This is a genomic window from Diaphorobacter aerolatus (assembly GCF_014489535.1).
Classification (GTDB): Bacteria; Pseudomonadota; Gammaproteobacteria; order Burkholderiales; family Burkholderiaceae_C; genus Diaphorobacter_A; species Diaphorobacter_A aerolatus.
Window position 1 is genome coordinate 602,449 of sequence record NZ_CP060783.1, and the last position, 16,825, is coordinate 619,273.

Sequence of the window (16,825 nt, forward strand, 5' to 3'; positions counted from 1 at the left end):
TGGGTCCATGGTTTCAGCCGTGGTCGTACACCACGGACACCGCCCCGGAGCCGGCCATGCTGCCCCAGGCCGCAAGGGCCGCGTCGCTCGGAAAGAAGCTGCTGGCCTCGCCGAGACTGAGTTCGGCCACCGCCGCGCCGCGGTCCGAGTCGATCTTCATGTCAAAACGCACCTTCAGGCCGCGCCTGAGGATTTCGCCATGGTCGGTTTCCTCCACTCGTGGCGGAAATTCGCGCACCAGCGCTGCCACATCGGGCAGGTTCTCGCGAACCGCCACGCGCAGGTATTTTGCGTATTTGGCGCGCGCCGCTGCCAGATCCGAGATCTGCAGCACCTTGACGCGCAGCCCACCGCTGAACCGGTCAAGCTGCAGGCGACCGGCCACGACCACGAAATCGTCCTCCTTGATCGGACCCGATGCCGCGATCACGCCCTCGTCGGCCGAGGCCTCGATGACCTTGGACTTGTCGTCGAGCTTGAACAGCGCGAGCTTGCCGCGTTGTCCGGTGATCACGCGATAGTCGGTCACGATGCCGGCGATGGTCTGCACCTCGCGGTTGTCCTGCAACTCCTCGATGGAGGTGCGCACGAACTTGCGGACCTCGTGCGCCACCTCGTCGAACAGATGGCCCGACAGGTAGAAGCCGATGGCGGTCTTCTCCAGCGTCAGTCGCTCCTTGATGCCCCAGGGCGTCACATCGGCGAGTTCGGGCTCCTTGGTGCTCGAGCCCTGAGCGTCGTCGCCCATCATGTCGAACAGGCCACACTGGTTGGCGTTGGCGTGCGACGCGGCGGCAAACTCGAACGCGGTATCGAGTGATGCCGACAGCGCCGCACGGTTCAGGTGAATCGAATCAAATGCCCGCCCTTGATCAACGCCTCCACCGTGCGCTTGTTGATGCGCGCGCGGTCCACGCGCACGCAGAAATCGAACAGGCTGGTGAACGGACCCTTCACATGGCCCTGCGGACCCTCCCCCGGCCTTCGCGCGCGGCGATGATGGCCTCGATGGCGGCCTGCCCGGTGCCCTTGATGGCACCGAGCCCGTAGCGGATCACCTTGTCGGTGACCGGCTCGAAGCGGTACATGCCGCGATTCACATCTGGCGGCTCGAAGGTCATGCCGAAATTCTTGACCGCGTCCTCGTAGAGCACCTTCAGCTTGTCGGTGTCGTCCATTTCCACGGTCATGTTGCCGCAGTAGAACTCCGCCGTGTAGTGCACCTTGAGCCAGCCGGTGTGATAGGCGAGCAGCGAATAGGCGGCCGCGTGTGACTTGTTGAAGCCGTAGCCCGCGAACTTCTCCATCAGGTCGAAAATCTCGTCGGCTTTCTCCTCGCTGATGTCGTTTTTGGCCGCACCCTCGCGGAAGATCGCGCGGTGCTTGACCATCTCCTCGACCTTCTTCTTGCCCATCGCACGGCGCAGCAAGTCGGCGCCGCCGAGGCTGTAGCCGCCCAGCACCTGCGCGGTCTGCATCACCTGCTCCTGATAGACCATGATGCCGTAGGTCTCGGACAGCACGTTTTCCACGAGCGGATGCGGATACTCCACCACTTCCCTTTTGTGCTTGCGGTCGACGAAGCTCGGGATCAGGTCCATCGGGCCCGGACGGTACAGCGCGTTCAACGCGATCAGATCTTCGAGACGGCTCGGCCTGGCCTCCTTGAGCATGCCCTGCATGCCGCGCGATTCGAACTGGAACACGGCCTCGGTCTTGCCATCGGAGAACAGGTTGTAGGTTTTCGCGTCGTCGAGCGGAATGTCCTCGAACGCAAAGTTCTCTTTGCCCTTGTGGCGCTTCTGGATGAATCCGCGGGCAATTTCGAGGATCGTGAGCGTGGCGAGCCCCAGAAAGTCGAACTTCACCAGGCCGACGTCTTCCACGTCATCCTTGTCATACATGGCAACGGCCGACTCGCTGCCCGGCTGCTGATAGAGCGGGCAAAAGTCGGTCAGCTTGCCGGGCGCGATCACCACGCCGCCCGCGTGCATGCCGATGTTGCGGGTCACGCCTTCGAGCTTTTGCGCCATCTCGATCACCGTGCGCACGTCTTCTTCGTTGCGGACACGGTCGTAGAGCATCGGTTCAAGCTCGAGCGCGTAGTTGTTCTTGTCGCCTTCCTTCTTCTGCTCGGGCGGATAGGCCAACGTATAGCTCATGCCCGGCTTGCCCGGCACCAGCTTGGAGATGCCGTCGCAAAACGTGTAGCTCATGTCCATCACGCGGCCCACGTCGCGGATCGCGGCCTTGGCCGCCATTGTGCCGAACGTGGCGATCTGGCTCACGGCGTTCTTGCCGTATTTCTGCTTCACGTAGTCGATCACCCGGTCGCGATTGCCCTGGCAGAAGTCGATGTCGAAGTCCGGCATCGAAACACGTTCGGGGTTCAGGAAACGCTCGAACAGCAGTGCATATTGCAGCGGGTCGAGGTCGGTGATCCTGAGCGCATAGGCAACCAGCGAACCCGCACCCGAGCCACGGCCCGGCCCCACGGGGCAACCATTGTTCTTGGCCCATTGGATGAAGTCACCCACGATGAGGAAGTAGCCCGGAAATCCCATCTGCAGGATGGTGTGCAGCTCGAACTCCAGCCGCTCGACGTAGCGTGGCCGCGCCTTGTCGCGCCGGGGCTCCTCGGGGAACAGATAGGCGAGCCGTTCCTCCAGACCCTGATAGGACGCATAACGGAAATAGTCGTCGATCGGCATGCCGTTGGGCGTGGGAAAATCCGGCAGGCGCGGTTTTCCGAGCACCAGCGTGAGGCTGCAGCGCTTGGCGATTTCGAGCGTGTTCTCGACGGCAGACGGCAGGTCGGCGAACAGCGCCTCCATCTGGGCCGCGGTCTTGAAATACTGTTCACGCGTGAACCGGCGCACGCGGCGCTGGTTGCCGAGAATTTCGCCCTCGGCGATGCAGACGCGCGCCTCGTGCGATTCGTAGTCGTCCGCAGTCGCGAACTGGATCGGGTGTGTCGCGACCACCGGCAGGTTCATGCGCGCCGCGAGCTGCACCGCCTGGGTCACATGCGACTCATCGTCGCTGCGGCCCGCGCGCTGTATCTCCATGTAAAACCGGTGCGGGAATATGCGCGCGAGTCGCGTGGCGATTTCCTTGGCCGTGGCCTCGTCGCCGCGCATCAATGGCTGCCCGACCGGTCCCGCCTGCGCACCAGAGAGCGCGATCAAACCCTCGTTGAGTTCGTCCAGCCACTCCCATTTGACCAGGGGCACGTTTTTGACGACGTTGCTGGTCCAGGCCCGCGCGAGGATTTCCGACAGGCTGAAATATCCCTGATCGCTCTGGATCAGCAGGATCATCCGGGCGACCGCGCTGGTATCGCCCTCCATAGGCACGCTGATTTCCGCGCCGACAATGGGTTTCACGCCCTTGCCGCGCGCTTCCTTGTAGAACTTCACCCCTCCGAACATGTTGTTCAGATCGGTGAGTGCCATGGCGGGCTGGCCATCCTTGGCGGCCGCTTTGATGATCTCGTCGATCCGGTTGGTTCCATCGACGACGGAAAACTCGGTGTGAAGGCGCAGGTGAACAAACATGGAGTGATTGTAGAAACTTGTGCGAGCCATGTGGCCGACGCAAACCCCCATGCGTCACGCGGCGCATACAATGCCCTCTTGCCAACGATTTGCGGCCGGTCGGCATATCCCTATGCGGCTGGTGGCTAAACTGAATGCTCAATTCTTCCTCTGCGGGAAATACTGCCTTTATGTCGCGTCTGAATCTGCCCCTGTTCTCTGCATTGCTGGCTGCCGGCCTTCTTGCGGGCTGCTCCAGCACCAACGTGGACAAGACTGCAGGCTGGAGTCCCAACAAGATTTATTCAGAAGCGCGCGACGAGGCCAATTCCGGCAGTTTCGACAAGGCCGTGCCGCTGTTCGAGAAGCTCGAAGGCCGTGCCGCGGGCACACCGCTCGCGCAACAGGCCCAGCTCGAAAAGGCCTACGCCCAATACAAGAACAACGACAAGGCCCAGGCGGTCGCCACGCTCGACCGGTTCCTCAAATTGCACCCGTCGTCGCCCGCGACCGATTACGCGCTGTACTTGAAGGGCATCGTCAATTTCAACGAAGATCTGGGCATGTTCTCGTGGTTGTCGCGCCAGGACCTTTCCGAGCGCGACCAGAAGGCTGCCAAGGATTCCTTCGAATCGTTCCGGGAACTCGTCACGCGTTTCCCCGAATCGCGCTACACGCCGGACGCCCGCCAGCGCATGACCTACATCGTCAACTCGCTGGCACAGTATGAGGTGCACGTGGCGCGCTACTACTTCGAGCGCGGCGCCTACGTGGCCGCCATCAGCCGCGCGCAGGTTGCCGTGGCCGACTACAAGGAAGTGCCGGCCGTCGAAGAGGCGCTCTACATCATCATGCGCTCCTATGACGCGCTGGGCCTTGAGCAACTGCGCGACGACACGCGCCGCGTGATCGAGGCGTCGTACCCGAACAGCGAGTTTCTCAAATCCGGCTTTGCGAAGAAGAGCGATCCGTGGTGGAAGTTCTGGTAGTCGCGCCAGCGTTGCCATCCGCTTGCAGCTTCGCCAGTCGCGCGACCTCGTCGTGAAATTCGGCCTCTGAGGCCAGACGCCGCATCGGCGGCAACTGGCGTTGCAGCCATTTGCCATATCCCTTGGCGAGGCGCGCATCGGCCACCACCAGCATGCCCGAATCCGTCTCGCCGCGAATCAGCCGCCCCGCTCCCTGCCGCAGAGCCATCGCGGCCTCCTGAAGCGCGAATTCCTTGAACGCATTGCGACCCTGCCCGCGAGAAACTGTTCGTAGGCTTCGACCAGCGGATCGGTCGGCACGGGAAACGGCAGCTTGTCGATCACCACCATCTGCAACGCGTCACCCGGCACGTCGAAACCCTGCCAGTAGGTATGCGAGGCGACCAGCACGCAGCCTGACCGCGCGCTTGCCGTTTTTTCATCAAGGATCGACGCCTGAAACCGCTCGGCAATCTGGCTTGAGGTCAGGTCGCCCTGCACCAGCAAGGCGATCTGTGGATGATCGGCAAGCTGCTTGCGAAGCACGCGAGCCACTTCATCCATCGCACGCAGGCTGGTCGTCAGAAACAGCGTTCGCCCCCGAGGCTCACAAGAGAATCGACAAGCCATCGCGCCAGCGCCGCCGCATGCTGCAAATCGTTGGCGGAAGGCAAGTGATCGGGAATGAACAGCGTGGCCTGCGATGCGTAGTCAAACGGGCTCTGAAGCCGCATGACGGTCGTCGACTTTTCCAGCGCCAGTGGCTCCGTGAACCAGTCAAGCGCATCGTTGGTGCCCAGTGTGGCGGAAGTGAAGATGAAGGCGCGCGTCTCTTTGGCGGCCTCATCGTCGTCCCAGGCACTGGCTTCGGCAATGGTCGCCTCCGCCGAACGTGCGGTCGCCCACAACCGCTGTAGATCGGGTCCCGCGCGAAACGGCGTCTGTGAAAGATGCACGCCGTCGCTGGTCCGACTCAGCCAGCGCACGCGGGAGCGATCCTCGGCCGAGGACAGCGCGCCCAGGTTCTGCAGCATCACCACGGCACGTTGATGCAGGCGCAGCAGATCGGGCGAGGCGACGGTGACGGCATCGAGTTCGGTCAGCGCGGTGCGCAGGCCTGTCTCCAATGCGCTCCACGCCTTCGCCCACTGCGCGCCGGATACGCCGTCGGGTGCCTCGTCCTGCCACGCGATGCGGCTGTTGTCCGGCAGCGCCGCGCAGCACACTACCAGCGCTCTGGCCGCGTCCAGCAGCTCCATGGCGAGGGCCGTCCAGTCACGCCAGCCCTGCGCCTCGGATTGTCCGGTCTGTCGTAGATCGTTGGCGAAGGCGATCACCTGGCGCGAACCGAACTCCAGCCCGAACGCCTGCTGGCCTACGGCATTGAGCGAGTGCGCTTCGTCGAAGATGACCACCTGCGAATGGGCCAGCAACTCGGGTTCGCCCCCATCCTGCGCCGCCGCCAGATCGGCAAAGAACAAATGGTGATTGACCACCGCGACATCGGCCGCCATCGCCAGGCGTCGTGCCCGGTAGACGTGACAGTCATCGTAGCGCGGGCATTGGCCGCGCAGGCAGTTGTCGCGCGTGGAGCTGATTTGCGATTGCAGATGCCCGTCCGCATGCAGTCCGCCCAGTTCCGCGAGATCGCCACTGCGCGTCGATTGCGCCCAGGCGCGTATCACCAGGAGTGGTGAGGTGGTCACTCCCGCCTCCAGCAGTCCCGAGACGGCCTGATCCAGGCGATGCAGGCACAGATAGTTGGCGCGGCCCTTGAGCAATGCAACGCGGCGATGGATCGCCCGGTGCCTGCCCAGAATTTCCTGCAATCTCGGCAGGTCGCGATGCACCAGCTGATCCTGAAGCGCCTTGGTTGCGGTGGAAATCAACACGCGCCTGCCACTGAGCAGCGCCGGCACCAGATACGCAAACGTCTTGCCAATGCCGGTTCCGGCCTCCACCACCAGACATCCGCCATCCTCGATGGCGCGCGCCACCGCTGCGGCCATGGCCATCTGCTCCTGCCGGGGCCGGAAGCCCGCCAGACTCTGCGCCAGCGCTCCGCCGTCGTCGAGCACGGACCGCGCATCCGATTCCCACTCCGTCATGCGCACCACCCCGCCGTCGTCAAGCAGGCCGCGAAAAAGGGAAAACCCGTGGGTTTCCAGTCGAATTCAGGGAAATCCATAAATTTCTGTAGATTCAGAATCACTTTTTACGCAACAATCATTGCAAGAGGAAGCCGATAGTGATCCACAGATTAAACTTCGGCGAGGGGCGCTCAGCGGTTCCAATGCGCCAAACAACGAAACAGAAAAAATCCCGCCATGTCCAAAGCCTTTCGACTGACCGCATCCACCGGGATCCACAAGGGAGATCGGGAATACCAGCAAGACCGGGTCGCCTTGCTGTCACACCCGCGATTCAACGGCTGCGTGCTCGGCATTGTTGCAGATGGAATGGGCGGGCGCAGCGGCGGACGCAAGGCGTCCGACCAGGTGCTGCTCACGGCGCAGCAATTGTTTGAACGCTATTCCCCCGATGTCGACGACGGCCCCACGATGCTCAAGCATATCGTCACCGAAGCCCACATCGTCATTCGCCTGACCGCCATTTCGACCGAGCAGGAACCGCACAGCACGGTGGCCGCGTTCCTGATCACGCCGCGCGGCGAATGCCACTGGGTGCACGCCGGCGATTCGCGCATCTACCACGTGCAGTACGGACAACTGATCCAGCGAACCAGTGACCACTCCTATGTGCAGTCGCTGGTGGATCGCGGCGAGATCACCGAGGCCGAGGCGCACAACCATCCGCACTCGAACATTCTCGTGGGCTGCCTTGGCACCGAGGCCGATCCTCCGGCAGCGTCCCACATGATCAACAACTTGCAACCAGGCGATGTGATTCTGGCCTGCAGCGACGGCGTCTGGCACTACTTCGCCCCTACCGAGCTGGCCTCGGTCGCCAACTCGCTCACGCCGCGCGAGGCGACCGAGTTCCTGATCGACAAGGCCCGCGCCCGCGCGCGCGGCACGGGAGACAACCTGTCGCTCGTGATCGTGAAAATCGATGCGCTCGAAGAGGAAAAGAAGGTACCGACAACCAACGACCTCGCACGTTCGGAAGGCCACAGCGTCGGCAACTACGTGCCTACGCGCTGAACTGCGCCCTGGACTTCAGCCCGGAAATCGCGGAAATCACTGCGCGCCGGATGCCGCCGGATTCGGCAGAGGGGCCGCTCCGGGTTTTCCGAGCCGCGCCGCATCATCGATATCGCGCTCGTGCTTGGCGCGGCGTTCGGCCGCCTTGCGCTGCTTGGCCTCGTATTGCATGCGTGCACGTTCGACCTTGCCGGGCTGGCTTGCCTGACGATGGGCCTGTTCCTGGGCATTGGCGGCCTCGCGCGACTTCTGCTGCTGGGCGCGCTGCTGCGCCTCTGCCTCGCGCTGCTGAACGCTTTGCTCACGCGATTGCGCGTCCGCCCCGGGGTCGCGCGCATCGTTGCGTGCGCGCCCGGACTCGGCCTTCTCGCGCTGCTGTTCCTCGCTCTCGCGGATGTCGCGCAGACGCTCCTCGGCACGTTCCCGGCGTTCGGCCTCGTTGAGCTTGAGTTCGCGGCTGCGCAGCACACCGTCCTCGGCGCGCGCCTTGGCACGCGCCGATTGCAGACACGACTCCACCACGAACCGCTTGTAGCAATCGGCCTCTTGCTTCACAAGCCGCTGCTCGATCTCGGCGCGCTGCTTCTGGATGCCCGACCGCTCCGCGTCGCGCTCGGCCTGTACGCGTTGCGATGGGTCATCGGCCTGAGGCTCGGCGGACTGGACAAGGCTTCCCAGACAGGCCAGATGCAGGGCGAAAAGGCTGGTTGCCCAGCGGGTACGACTCATGTGGAGCTTCATGTCAGGTCAGATGGGTATCCACCGTGCGGCGTTCAAGTGCCAGATATTCCTTGGACTGCATCTCGTTCAGACGCGAGACGGTGCGCGGGAACTCGTGCGCCAAGGGTCCTTCAGTATAAAGACCCTCGGGCGCCGTCTCGGCCGAAATGATCAGCTTGACCGAACGGTCATAGAGCACGTCCACCAGCCAGGTGAAACGCCGCGCCGCAGACGCCATGTTCACCGGCATGTGCTTCACGTTGGACAGCAGCACGGTGTGGAATTGCGTGGCGATTTCCAGATAGTCATTCTGCGAGCGTGGCCCCGCGCAAAGTTCGTTGAACTCGAACCAGACCACGCCCCCGGCGCGGCGCTTGGCGCGGATCTCTCGCGCCTCGATGTGCAGCACCGGATCTTCGTCGTCCACTTCGGCAAGCTGGTTGAACGTGGCCTCCATCGCAGCCTCGGCCTCGGGGCCAAGTGGCGTGTGATAGAGCTTTGCGTTTTCGAGCGTGCGGCGGCGGTAGTCCGTGCCGTTGTCCACGTTGACCACTTCCATGTGCTCGTTGAGCAGCGCAATCGCGGGCAGGATGCGGTCGCGGTGCAACCCGTCGGGATAGAGATCGTCGGGCTTGAAGTTCGACGTCGTCACAAAGCCCACGCCGTTCCTGAACAGCGAATCGAGCAGGCGGTAGAGAATCATGGCGTCCGTGATGTCGGCCACGTGAAACTCGTCAAAACAGATCAGCTTGTATTTCCTGGAGATCTTCTCGCCCAGCACGTCGAGCGGATTCTGCGTGCCCTGCATCTGGTGCAGTTCGCGATGCACCTCGCGCATGAATTCGTGAAAATGCAGGCGTGTCTTGCGCTTGATCGGAACGGCGTTGTAGAAGCATTCCATCAGAAAGCTCTTGCCGCGCCCCACCCCGCCATACATGTACACACCCTTGGGCAGGTCCGGGTGATTGATCAGCTTCTTGAATGCGTTGGAGCGCTTTTGCTTGTAGTTGCTCCAATCGTCGGCGCAGCGCTGCAGTGCCTCCACCGCGCGCAATTGCGCCGGATCGCTCTTGAATCCCTTGGTGGCGAGCGCTGCCTCGTAAGCCTCTTTCACATTCACCGTCGTCTCTCCCAAACCTTGAAAATACCAAGACCTGTTCACACAATCCACGAAGATCGCTGGGTGTGAGCAGGTCCTGGGGCAGAGCTATCGCGAAGTCCCGAAAACCCGGAACCGACTTCAGCGATGATGTTGAATCAGAAGTTGAGCGTGCGCTTGTCCACGGCCAGCGCCGCTTCCTTGGTGGATTCCGACAGCGATGGGTGAGCGTGGCAGATGCGGGCGATGTCTTCGCTCGATGCCTTGAACTCCATGGCCACAACGGCTTCGGAGATCAGCTCGGAGACCATCGGCCCGACCATGTGCACGCCCAGAATTTCGTCGGTTTCGGCATCGGCGATGAACTTCACCATGCCGGTCGTGTCGCCCAGAGCGCGTGCGCGGCCGTTCGCGAGGAACGGGAACGAGCCGGCCTTGTACTTCACGCCCTGCTCCTTGAGCTGCTGCTCGGTGCGGCCCACCCACGCCACTTCGGGGCTTGTGTAGATCACGAAGGGGATGGTGTTGAAGTTCACATGGCCATGTTGACCGGCGATGCGCTCGGCCACGGCCACGGCCTCTTCTTCGGCCTTGTGGGCGAGCATCGGGCCACGCACCACGTCACCCACGGCCCACACGCCAGGCAGATTGGTCTTGCAGTTCTCGTCCACGACGATCTGGCCGCGCTCGTCGAGCGCGAGGCCCACGGCTTCGGGGTTCAGGCCGATGGTGTTGGCGGTGCGGCCAATCGAGACGATCAGCTTTTCCACTTCCAGCGTCTGGGCTTCGCCCTTGGCATTGGTGTAGGAAACGGTCACGCCTTTCTTGCCGGTCTTGACTTCGCCGACCTTCACGCCGAGCTCGATCTTCAGGCCCTGCTTGTCGAAAGCCTTCTTGGCTTCCTTGGCGATCTGCTCGTCAACGGCGGGCAGGAACTTGTCCATGCCTTCGAGCACCGTCACTTCCGAGCCAAGACGACGCCAGACCGAACCCATCTCGAGACCGATCACGCCGGAGCCGATCAGGCCGAGTGTCTTCGGGGTCTTCTCGAGCGCCAGCGCGCCGTCGTTGGACAGGATGAACTCTTCATCGAACGGCACACCGGGCAGCGCACGCGCGTTCGAGCCAGTGGCGATGATGATCTGCTTGCCGGTGATGGTTTCCTCTTCCTTGCCGGCAACCTTGATTTCGTAGCCGCCATCGGCAGCCTTCACGAACGAACCACGGCCGTGGAAGAACGTGACCTTGTTCTTCTTGAACAGGTACAGGATGCCGTCGTTGTTCTGCTTCACGATGCCTTGCTTGCGCGAGATCATCTTGGGCACGTCCATGTCCACCTTCCCGGTAGAAATGCCGTGATCCGCGAAGTGCAGCTTCGCATGGTCATAGTGCTCGGACGACTGCAGCAGCGCCTTCGACGGAATGCAACCCACGTTGGTGCAGGTGCCGCCGGGAGCCGCACCGCCCTGCGCGTTCTTCCACTCGTCGATACACGCGACGTTGAAACCCAGTTGCGCTGCACGAATTGCAGCGATATAGCCGCCAGGGCCTGCGCCGATGACGACGACGTCAAATTGCTTGCTCATGTTTTGAATCTTTTCTTGTCAGTTGCTGGAAAAAACCCACCGAGAGGCCATGCCAAGGGTGGGTTTGCGCTTTCCGTGAATTTGTAGTCCGGTACAGATCACTGCCCATGAGTCTGGCGCGGCCGATACCAGCAGCAGCCGCGCAAGGGCCGCCCCGCCGCGCTGGCTGCGTCCCCCTTCCCGCTTTGCACAGCAAAACGAGAGAAGGGGGAAGGCGCACAGCGCCACAGGGGGTTGTTCATGATTTACAAATCGAACAACAAACGGGATGGATCCTCCAGCGCGTCCTTCATCGCCACCAGACTCAGCACGGCTTCGCGGCCGTCGATGATGCGGTGGTCATAGGACATTGCCAGATAGTTCATCGGGCGGATCACGATCTGGCCGTCTTCGACCACGGCGCGGTCCTTGGTGGCGTGCACGCCCAGAATCGCGGACTGAGGTGGGTTGATGATCGGGGTCGACATCATCGAGCCGAAGGTACCGCCGTTGGAGATCGAGAAGGTGCCGCCGGTCATTTCGTCAATGCTCAGCTTGCCGTCCTTGGCCTTCTGGCCGAATTCGGCGATCTTCTTTTCGATGTCGGCAAAGCTCATCTGATCGGCGTTGCGCAGGATGGGCACGACCAGACCGCGTGGCGAACTGACGGCGATACCGATGTCGAAATAGCCATGGTAGACGATGTCGTTGCCGTCGATCGATCCGTTCACCGCCGGGAACTTCTTGAGCGCGTGCACGGCCGCCTTCACGAAGAACGACATGAAGCCGAGCTTGACGCCATGCTCCTTGGTGAACTGGTCCTGGAACTTCTTGCGCAGGTCCATCACCGGAGCCATGTTCACTTCGTTGAACGTGGTCAGGATGGCGTTGGTCGATTGCGATTGCAGCAGACGCTCGGCAATGCGCGCGCGCAGGCGAGTCATCGGCACGCGTTGCTCCGGGCGATCGCCCAGGTTAACCGCAGGGGCGGCGACTTGCGGCAAGGCCGCGGTTGGCACGCCGGTCGGGATGGCAGCGCCGCCCTTGATTGCCGACAGCGCATCACCCTTGGTCACGCGACCATCCTTGCCCGATCCGGCCACATTGGCGGCGGACAGGTTGTTGTCGGCGAGGATCTTGGCGGCCGCAGGCATGGCAACGCCGGCCTTGCTGTTGTTGCTGGCCGATGCCGCTGCGGCAGGGGCAGCAGCGGCGGCAGGTGCCGGTGCGGGAGCCGCGGCAGCAGCAGGCGCTGCCTCGGCGGCTGGTGCTGCGGCGGGAGCCGGGGCCGCAGCGCCTGCGACGGCTTCGGTATCGATCTTGGCGATCACTTGCTCGGCGGTCACGGTGGCCCCGTCGCCTTGCAGGATTTCGGCCAGAACGCCTGCCGAAGGAGCCGGCACTTCGAGCACGACCTTGTCGGTTTCGATCTCGATGAGGATTTCGTCCACCGCAACGGCATCACCGGCCTTCTTCTTCCAGTTCAGCATGGTGGCTTCCGTGATGGACTCGGAGAGCTGCGGGACTTTGACTTCAACAATAGCCATTTTTCTATTCCTATTCGTGTTTTGTACTGATGGGTACGAGCGGGTTTCCAGCCTTACTTGGTCAGGACAAAACCCTTGAGCTTGCCAAATGCGCCGTCGATCAGTGCCTTCTGCTGCTCCTGATGCAGGTGCGAATAACCCACGGCGGGCGACGCGGAGGCGGCGCGACCGGAGTAGCCGAGCTTCTGACCGTCCAGCATGTTCTCATGGATGTTGTGCTGGATGAAGAACCAGGCACCCTGATTCTGCGGTTCGTCCTGGCACCACACGATGTCGCTCGCGTTGCTGTACTTCTTGACCTCGGCAGCGAATGCCTTGTGGGGGAAGGGATACAGCTGCTCGACACGGATGATGGCCACGTCGTCCTGCTTGGCTTCGGCGCGCTTCTTCACCAGATCGTAGTACACCTTGCCCGAGCAGGCGATGATGCGCTTGACCTTGGCGGCGTTCTTGACCACGGCTTCGTCCTGCTCCGGCAGCACCGTGTGGAACGAGCCCTTGGTGAATTCGGTCAGCGGCGAGGTCGCGTCCTTGTTACGCAGCAGCGACTTGGGCGTCATGATGACCAGCGGCTTGCGCAGGTTGCGGATCTGCTGGCGACGCAGCACATGGAAGATCTGGGCGGCAGTGGTCGGCTGCACGATCTGCATGTTGGCGTCGGCGGCAAGCTGCATGAAGCGCTCAAGGCGCGCCGAGCTGTGCTCAGGGCCCTGGCCTTCGTAGCCGTGCGGCAGCAGCAGCGTCAGGCCGTTGATGCGGCCCCACTTCACTTCGCCCGAGGCGATGAACTGGTCGATCACCACTTGCGCGCCGTTGGCGAAGTCGCCGAACTGGGCTTCCCAGATCACCAGCGTGCTCGGATCGTTCGATGCGTAGCCGTATTCGAAGGCCAGAACGGCTTCTTCGGACAGGATCGAATCGATCACGGTGAACGGGGCCTGGTTGTCGGCCACGTTCTGCAGCGGAATGTAGGTGCCTTCGCTCCACTTTTCGCGCTTCTGGTCGTGAATCACGGCGTGGCGGTGCGTGAACGTGCCACGGCCGCAGTCTTCACCCGACAGGCGCACGGGGTAGCCGGAAGCCACCAGCGACGCGAACGCCATGTGCTCGCCCATGCCCCAGTCAACGTTGATCTCGCCACGGCCCATGGCGGCGCGGTCGTCATAGACCTTCTTGACGAGCGCGTGCGGCGTCACGCCTTCGGGGATCGTGGTGATCCGCTCGGCAAGGCGCTTCCACTCGGCGAGCGGGATCGCGGTGTCGCCTGCGTCCGTCCATTTCTGGTTCAGGAACGGGCTCCAGTCCACGGCGTACTTGCTCTTGAAGTTGGTGAGCACCGGATCGGCCGTGTGCTTGCCCTCGTCCATCGCAGCGCGGAACGCCTTGACCATGTCGTCGCCCAGCGTGTCGCCCAGGCCCTGGGTCGCGAGCTTGTCGGCGTAGAGCTTGCGGGTGCCGGGATGCGCGCCGATCTTCTTGTACATCAGCGGCTGCGTCAGCGCAGGCGTGTCCTGCTCGTTGTGACCCAGCTTGCGGAAGCAGATGATGTCGACGACGACGTCCTTGTCGAATTCCATGCGGAACTCGAGCGCCAGTTGCGTGGCAAGCGCCACGGCTTCCGGATCGTCACCGTTCACGTGCAGCACGGGCGACTCGATCATCTTGACGATGTCGGTGCAATACAGCGTGGAACGTGCGTCGCGCGGATCGGACGTGGTGAAGCCGATCTGGTTGTTGATGATGATGTGCACCGTGCCGCCCGTGGAGTAGCCACGGGTCTGCGCCAGCGCCAGCGTTTCCTGGTTCACACCCTGACCGGCAAAGGCCGCATCGCCGTGCACCAGCACCGGCAGCACCTGCTTGCCGCGCGGGTCGTCGCGACGATCCATGCGCGAGCGCACCGAGCCTTCGACCACCGGGTTCACGATTTCCAGGTGCGAGGGATTGAATGCGAGCGACAGGTGAACCGGGCCGCCAGGAGTGGTCACGTCGGAGCTGAAGCCCTGGTGGTACTTCACGTCGCCGGATGGCAGGTCTTCGGGAGCGGTATGGTCAAACTCGGCGAACAGGTCCTTGGGCATCTTGCCCAGCGTGTTCACGAGCACGTTCAGGCGACCCCGGTGGGCCATGCCGATCACGACTTCCTGAATGCCCTTTTCGCCTGCGGAGTTGATCAGTTCGTCCATCGACGCGATGAACGATTCGCCACCTTCGAGCGAGAAGCGCTTCTGTCCAACGTATTTGGTGTGCAGGTAGCGCTCCAGGCCCTCGGCTGCGGTCAGGCGGTCGAGAATGCGCTTTTTCTTGGCGGCGTCGAAGTTCGGCTTGCTGCGGATCGACTCCAGCTTTTGCTGCCACCAGCGTTTCTGGTTCTGGTCGGTGGCATACATGTATTCGGCGCCGATGGTGCCGCAATACGTTTCGCGCAGAGCGTTGATCAGCTCGCGCAGGGTCATGGTTTCCTTGCCGAAGAACGTGTTGCTGGTGTTGAACACGGTTTCCTGATCGGCATCGGTGAAGCCGTAGAACGACGGCTCCAGCTCGGGAATCTCGGGGCGCTCGGTGCGCTTCAGGGGATCAAGATCGGCCCAGCGCTGACCGACGTTGCGGTAGGCGGCGATCAGCTGTTGAACGGCGGTGCGCTTGCGGCCCAGCTCCGAATCTGCACCAGAGGCAACGACGACCTGTGTGCCACCCTGCTTTGCGCGTTCGGCAAAAGCGTTGATGACGGGCAGGTGCGGCACGTCCTTGGCGTTGCTGCCGTCCACGGCGGGAACGTGCTGCAGAGCGTCGAAATATTCGCGCCAGGAATCGGGAACGCTGCCGGGGTTGGCCAGGTAGCTCTCATACATTTCTTCGACGTAGGGGCATTGCCGCCGAAGAGATACGTGTTGCCTTGATAGGCTTTGTATACGGATGTGGGTTCGCTCATATACCGCTCACCTCCGCTTCCCTGAAGGAAGCATTAGCTGGTTAGTAAACCTTCCGCGACACGGCTGAACCGGTTGGCGGATGCGACTGTGGCAGGGGAAGGGCCTAAGTACGGGCGCTATTGTGCCACTGAACTTCATACCGCGTATGTCGGCTTGATGTCGGACAGGCGCTGAAACGCGGGCCCACATGCTATCGCTGGGGCCCAACTCGCGTACATTTGCCGGAATCTGCCCGAAACTCGCCTTATGAAATCGCAAACATTACAGCAACGCACCTTCCTGTTGATCCTCATCCTGGTGACGCTGGCCTTCTTCGGAATCCTCTGGCCCTATGCGTTTGCGGTGTTCTGGGGTGTTGTTTTGGCGATCCTCTTCGCCCCGCTGCAAAAATGGCTATTGCAGCGCATGCCCAAGCGCAAGAACACCGCAGCGCTGATCACGCTGACCATCTGCCTGATTCTGGTGATTCTGCCGCTGCTGCTCATCATCACGTCGCTGGTCTCCGAAGCCGCGGTCATCTACGAGCATCTGCGATCCGGCCAGCTCAACGTCGGCAGCTACCTGCAGACCATCACGAATGCCCTGCCCGACTGGGCCATGGAGATGCTGGATCACTTCCATCTGACCTCGATGGCCGAGATCGAGGAGCGGCTCTCGAAGTTCGGCGCCCAGGCCAGCCAGTTCCTTGCCACCAAGGCGGTGGACTTCGGCTCCAACACGCTGCAATTCGTGGTGGGCTTTGGTGTGATGCTGTATCTGCTGTTCTTTCTGCTGCGCGATGGCAGCGCCCTCGCCGCGCGCATTCGCGATGCCGTGCCGCTCGATCCCGTGCACAAACGCAAGCTGGCCGCCAAGTTCACCACGGTGATCCGCGCCACGGTCAAGGGCAACATCGCCGTTGCCGCCGTTCAAGGCTCGCTCGGCGGGCTGATCTTTTGGATCCTGGGCATCCAGGGCCCGGTGCTCTGGGGCGTGGTCATGGCCTTTCTCTCGCTCTTACCCGCCGTCGGCGCGGCGCTGATCTGGGTGCCTGCGGCCATTTATTTCTTCGCCACCGGTGCCATCTGGCAAGGCGTGGTGATGGTGGCCTTTTGCGCCGGCGTCATTGGTTCGGTGGACAACATCCTGCGCCCTCTTCTCGTCGGCAAGGACACCAAGCTGCCCGACTACATGGTGCTGATCTCGACCCTTGGCGGCATGGCGATCTTCGGCATCAGCGGCTTCGTGATCGGGCCCATGGTCGCGGCACTGTTCAACGCGGTATGGGACCTGTTCTCGCCACCTGCGGGCAGC

At 62.4% G+C, this 16,825-nt stretch carries 7 protein-coding genes and 4 pseudogenes; 3 read left to right on the forward strand and 8 right to left on the reverse strand.

The annotated features are described in order from the left end of the window. Positions 1 to 13: 13 nt before the first annotated feature. Positions 14 to 3,557: pseudogene (gene dnaE, locus H9K75_RS02880) on the reverse strand (DNA polymerase III subunit alpha). A 170-nt stretch (positions 3,558 to 3,727) separates the two neighbouring features. On the opposite strand from dnaE, the gene H9K75_RS02885 reads away from it, so the two are divergent. Next, a complete protein-coding gene (locus H9K75_RS02885) occupies positions 3,728 to 4,525 on the forward strand; it encodes an outer membrane protein assembly factor BamD (protein ID WP_187724701.1) in 798 nt (265 codons plus the stop codon). Here H9K75_RS02885 and H9K75_RS25365 read toward each other — a convergent pair. After that, a pseudogene (locus tag H9K75_RS25365) lies at positions 4,476 to 5,134 on the reverse strand (helicase C-terminal domain-containing protein). The gene H9K75_RS02885 and the pseudogene H9K75_RS25365 overlap by 50 nt on opposite strands. After that, positions 5,086 to 6,612 carry an ATP-dependent DNA helicase gene (locus tag H9K75_RS02890; protein ID WP_226858479.1) on the reverse strand — a complete coding sequence of 509 codons (1,527 nt, stop codon included), beginning with the start codon at positions 6,610 to 6,612 and terminating at the stop codon, positions 5,086 to 5,088. Before H9K75_RS02890 ends, H9K75_RS25365 begins: the two are co-directional and overlap by 49 nt. 219 nt (positions 6,613 to 6,831) lie before the next feature. On the opposite strand from H9K75_RS02890, the gene H9K75_RS02895 reads away from it, so the two are divergent. Then, positions 6,832 to 7,668 carry a PP2C family protein-serine/threonine phosphatase gene (locus H9K75_RS02895; RefSeq protein WP_187724702.1) on the forward strand — a complete coding sequence of 279 codons (837 nt, stop codon included), beginning with the start codon at positions 6,832 to 6,834 and terminating at the stop codon, positions 7,666 to 7,668. Between the two features lie 36 nt (positions 7,669 to 7,704). Here the strand turns inward: H9K75_RS02895 and H9K75_RS02900 are convergent, their stop codons facing one another. The 5 genes and pseudogenes from H9K75_RS02900 to H9K75_RS02920 form a co-directional block, all read right to left on the reverse strand. Then, complete coding sequence (locus H9K75_RS02900) at positions 7,705 to 8,397, reverse strand: hypothetical protein (protein ID WP_187724703.1); 693 nt, start codon at positions 8,395 to 8,397, stop codon at positions 7,705 to 7,707. Positions 8,398 to 8,410: 13 nt separating this feature from the next. Next, positions 8,411 to 9,508, reverse strand: a complete 1,098-nt coding sequence (gene zapE, locus H9K75_RS02905) for a cell division protein ZapE (RefSeq protein WP_187724704.1) — start codon at positions 9,506 to 9,508, stop codon at positions 8,411 to 8,413. Positions 9,509 to 9,645: 137 nt separating this feature from the next. Further along, positions 9,646 to 11,073 (reverse strand): dihydrolipoyl dehydrogenase, encoded by a 1,428-nt coding sequence (gene lpdA, locus H9K75_RS02910; protein WP_187724705.1) that lies wholly within the window; start codon positions 11,071 to 11,073, stop codon positions 9,646 to 9,648. Positions 11,074 to 11,318: 245 nt separating this feature from the next. After that, complete coding sequence (gene odhB, locus H9K75_RS02915; protein ID WP_187724706.1) at positions 11,319 to 12,599, reverse strand: 2-oxoglutarate dehydrogenase complex dihydrolipoyllysine-residue succinyltransferase; 1,281 nt, start codon at positions 12,597 to 12,599, stop codon at positions 11,319 to 11,321. A 53-nt stretch (positions 12,600 to 12,652) separates the two neighbouring features. Continuing rightward, positions 12,653 to 15,531: pseudogene (locus H9K75_RS02920) on the reverse strand (2-oxoglutarate dehydrogenase E1 component). A gap of 247 nt (positions 15,532 to 15,778) precedes the next feature. Here H9K75_RS02920 and H9K75_RS02925 point away from each other — a divergent pair. Beyond that, a pseudogene (locus tag H9K75_RS02925) lies at positions 15,779 to 16,813 on the forward strand (AI-2E family transporter); the annotation flags it as partial. Between the last annotated feature and the right edge of the window lie 12 nt (positions 16,814 to 16,825).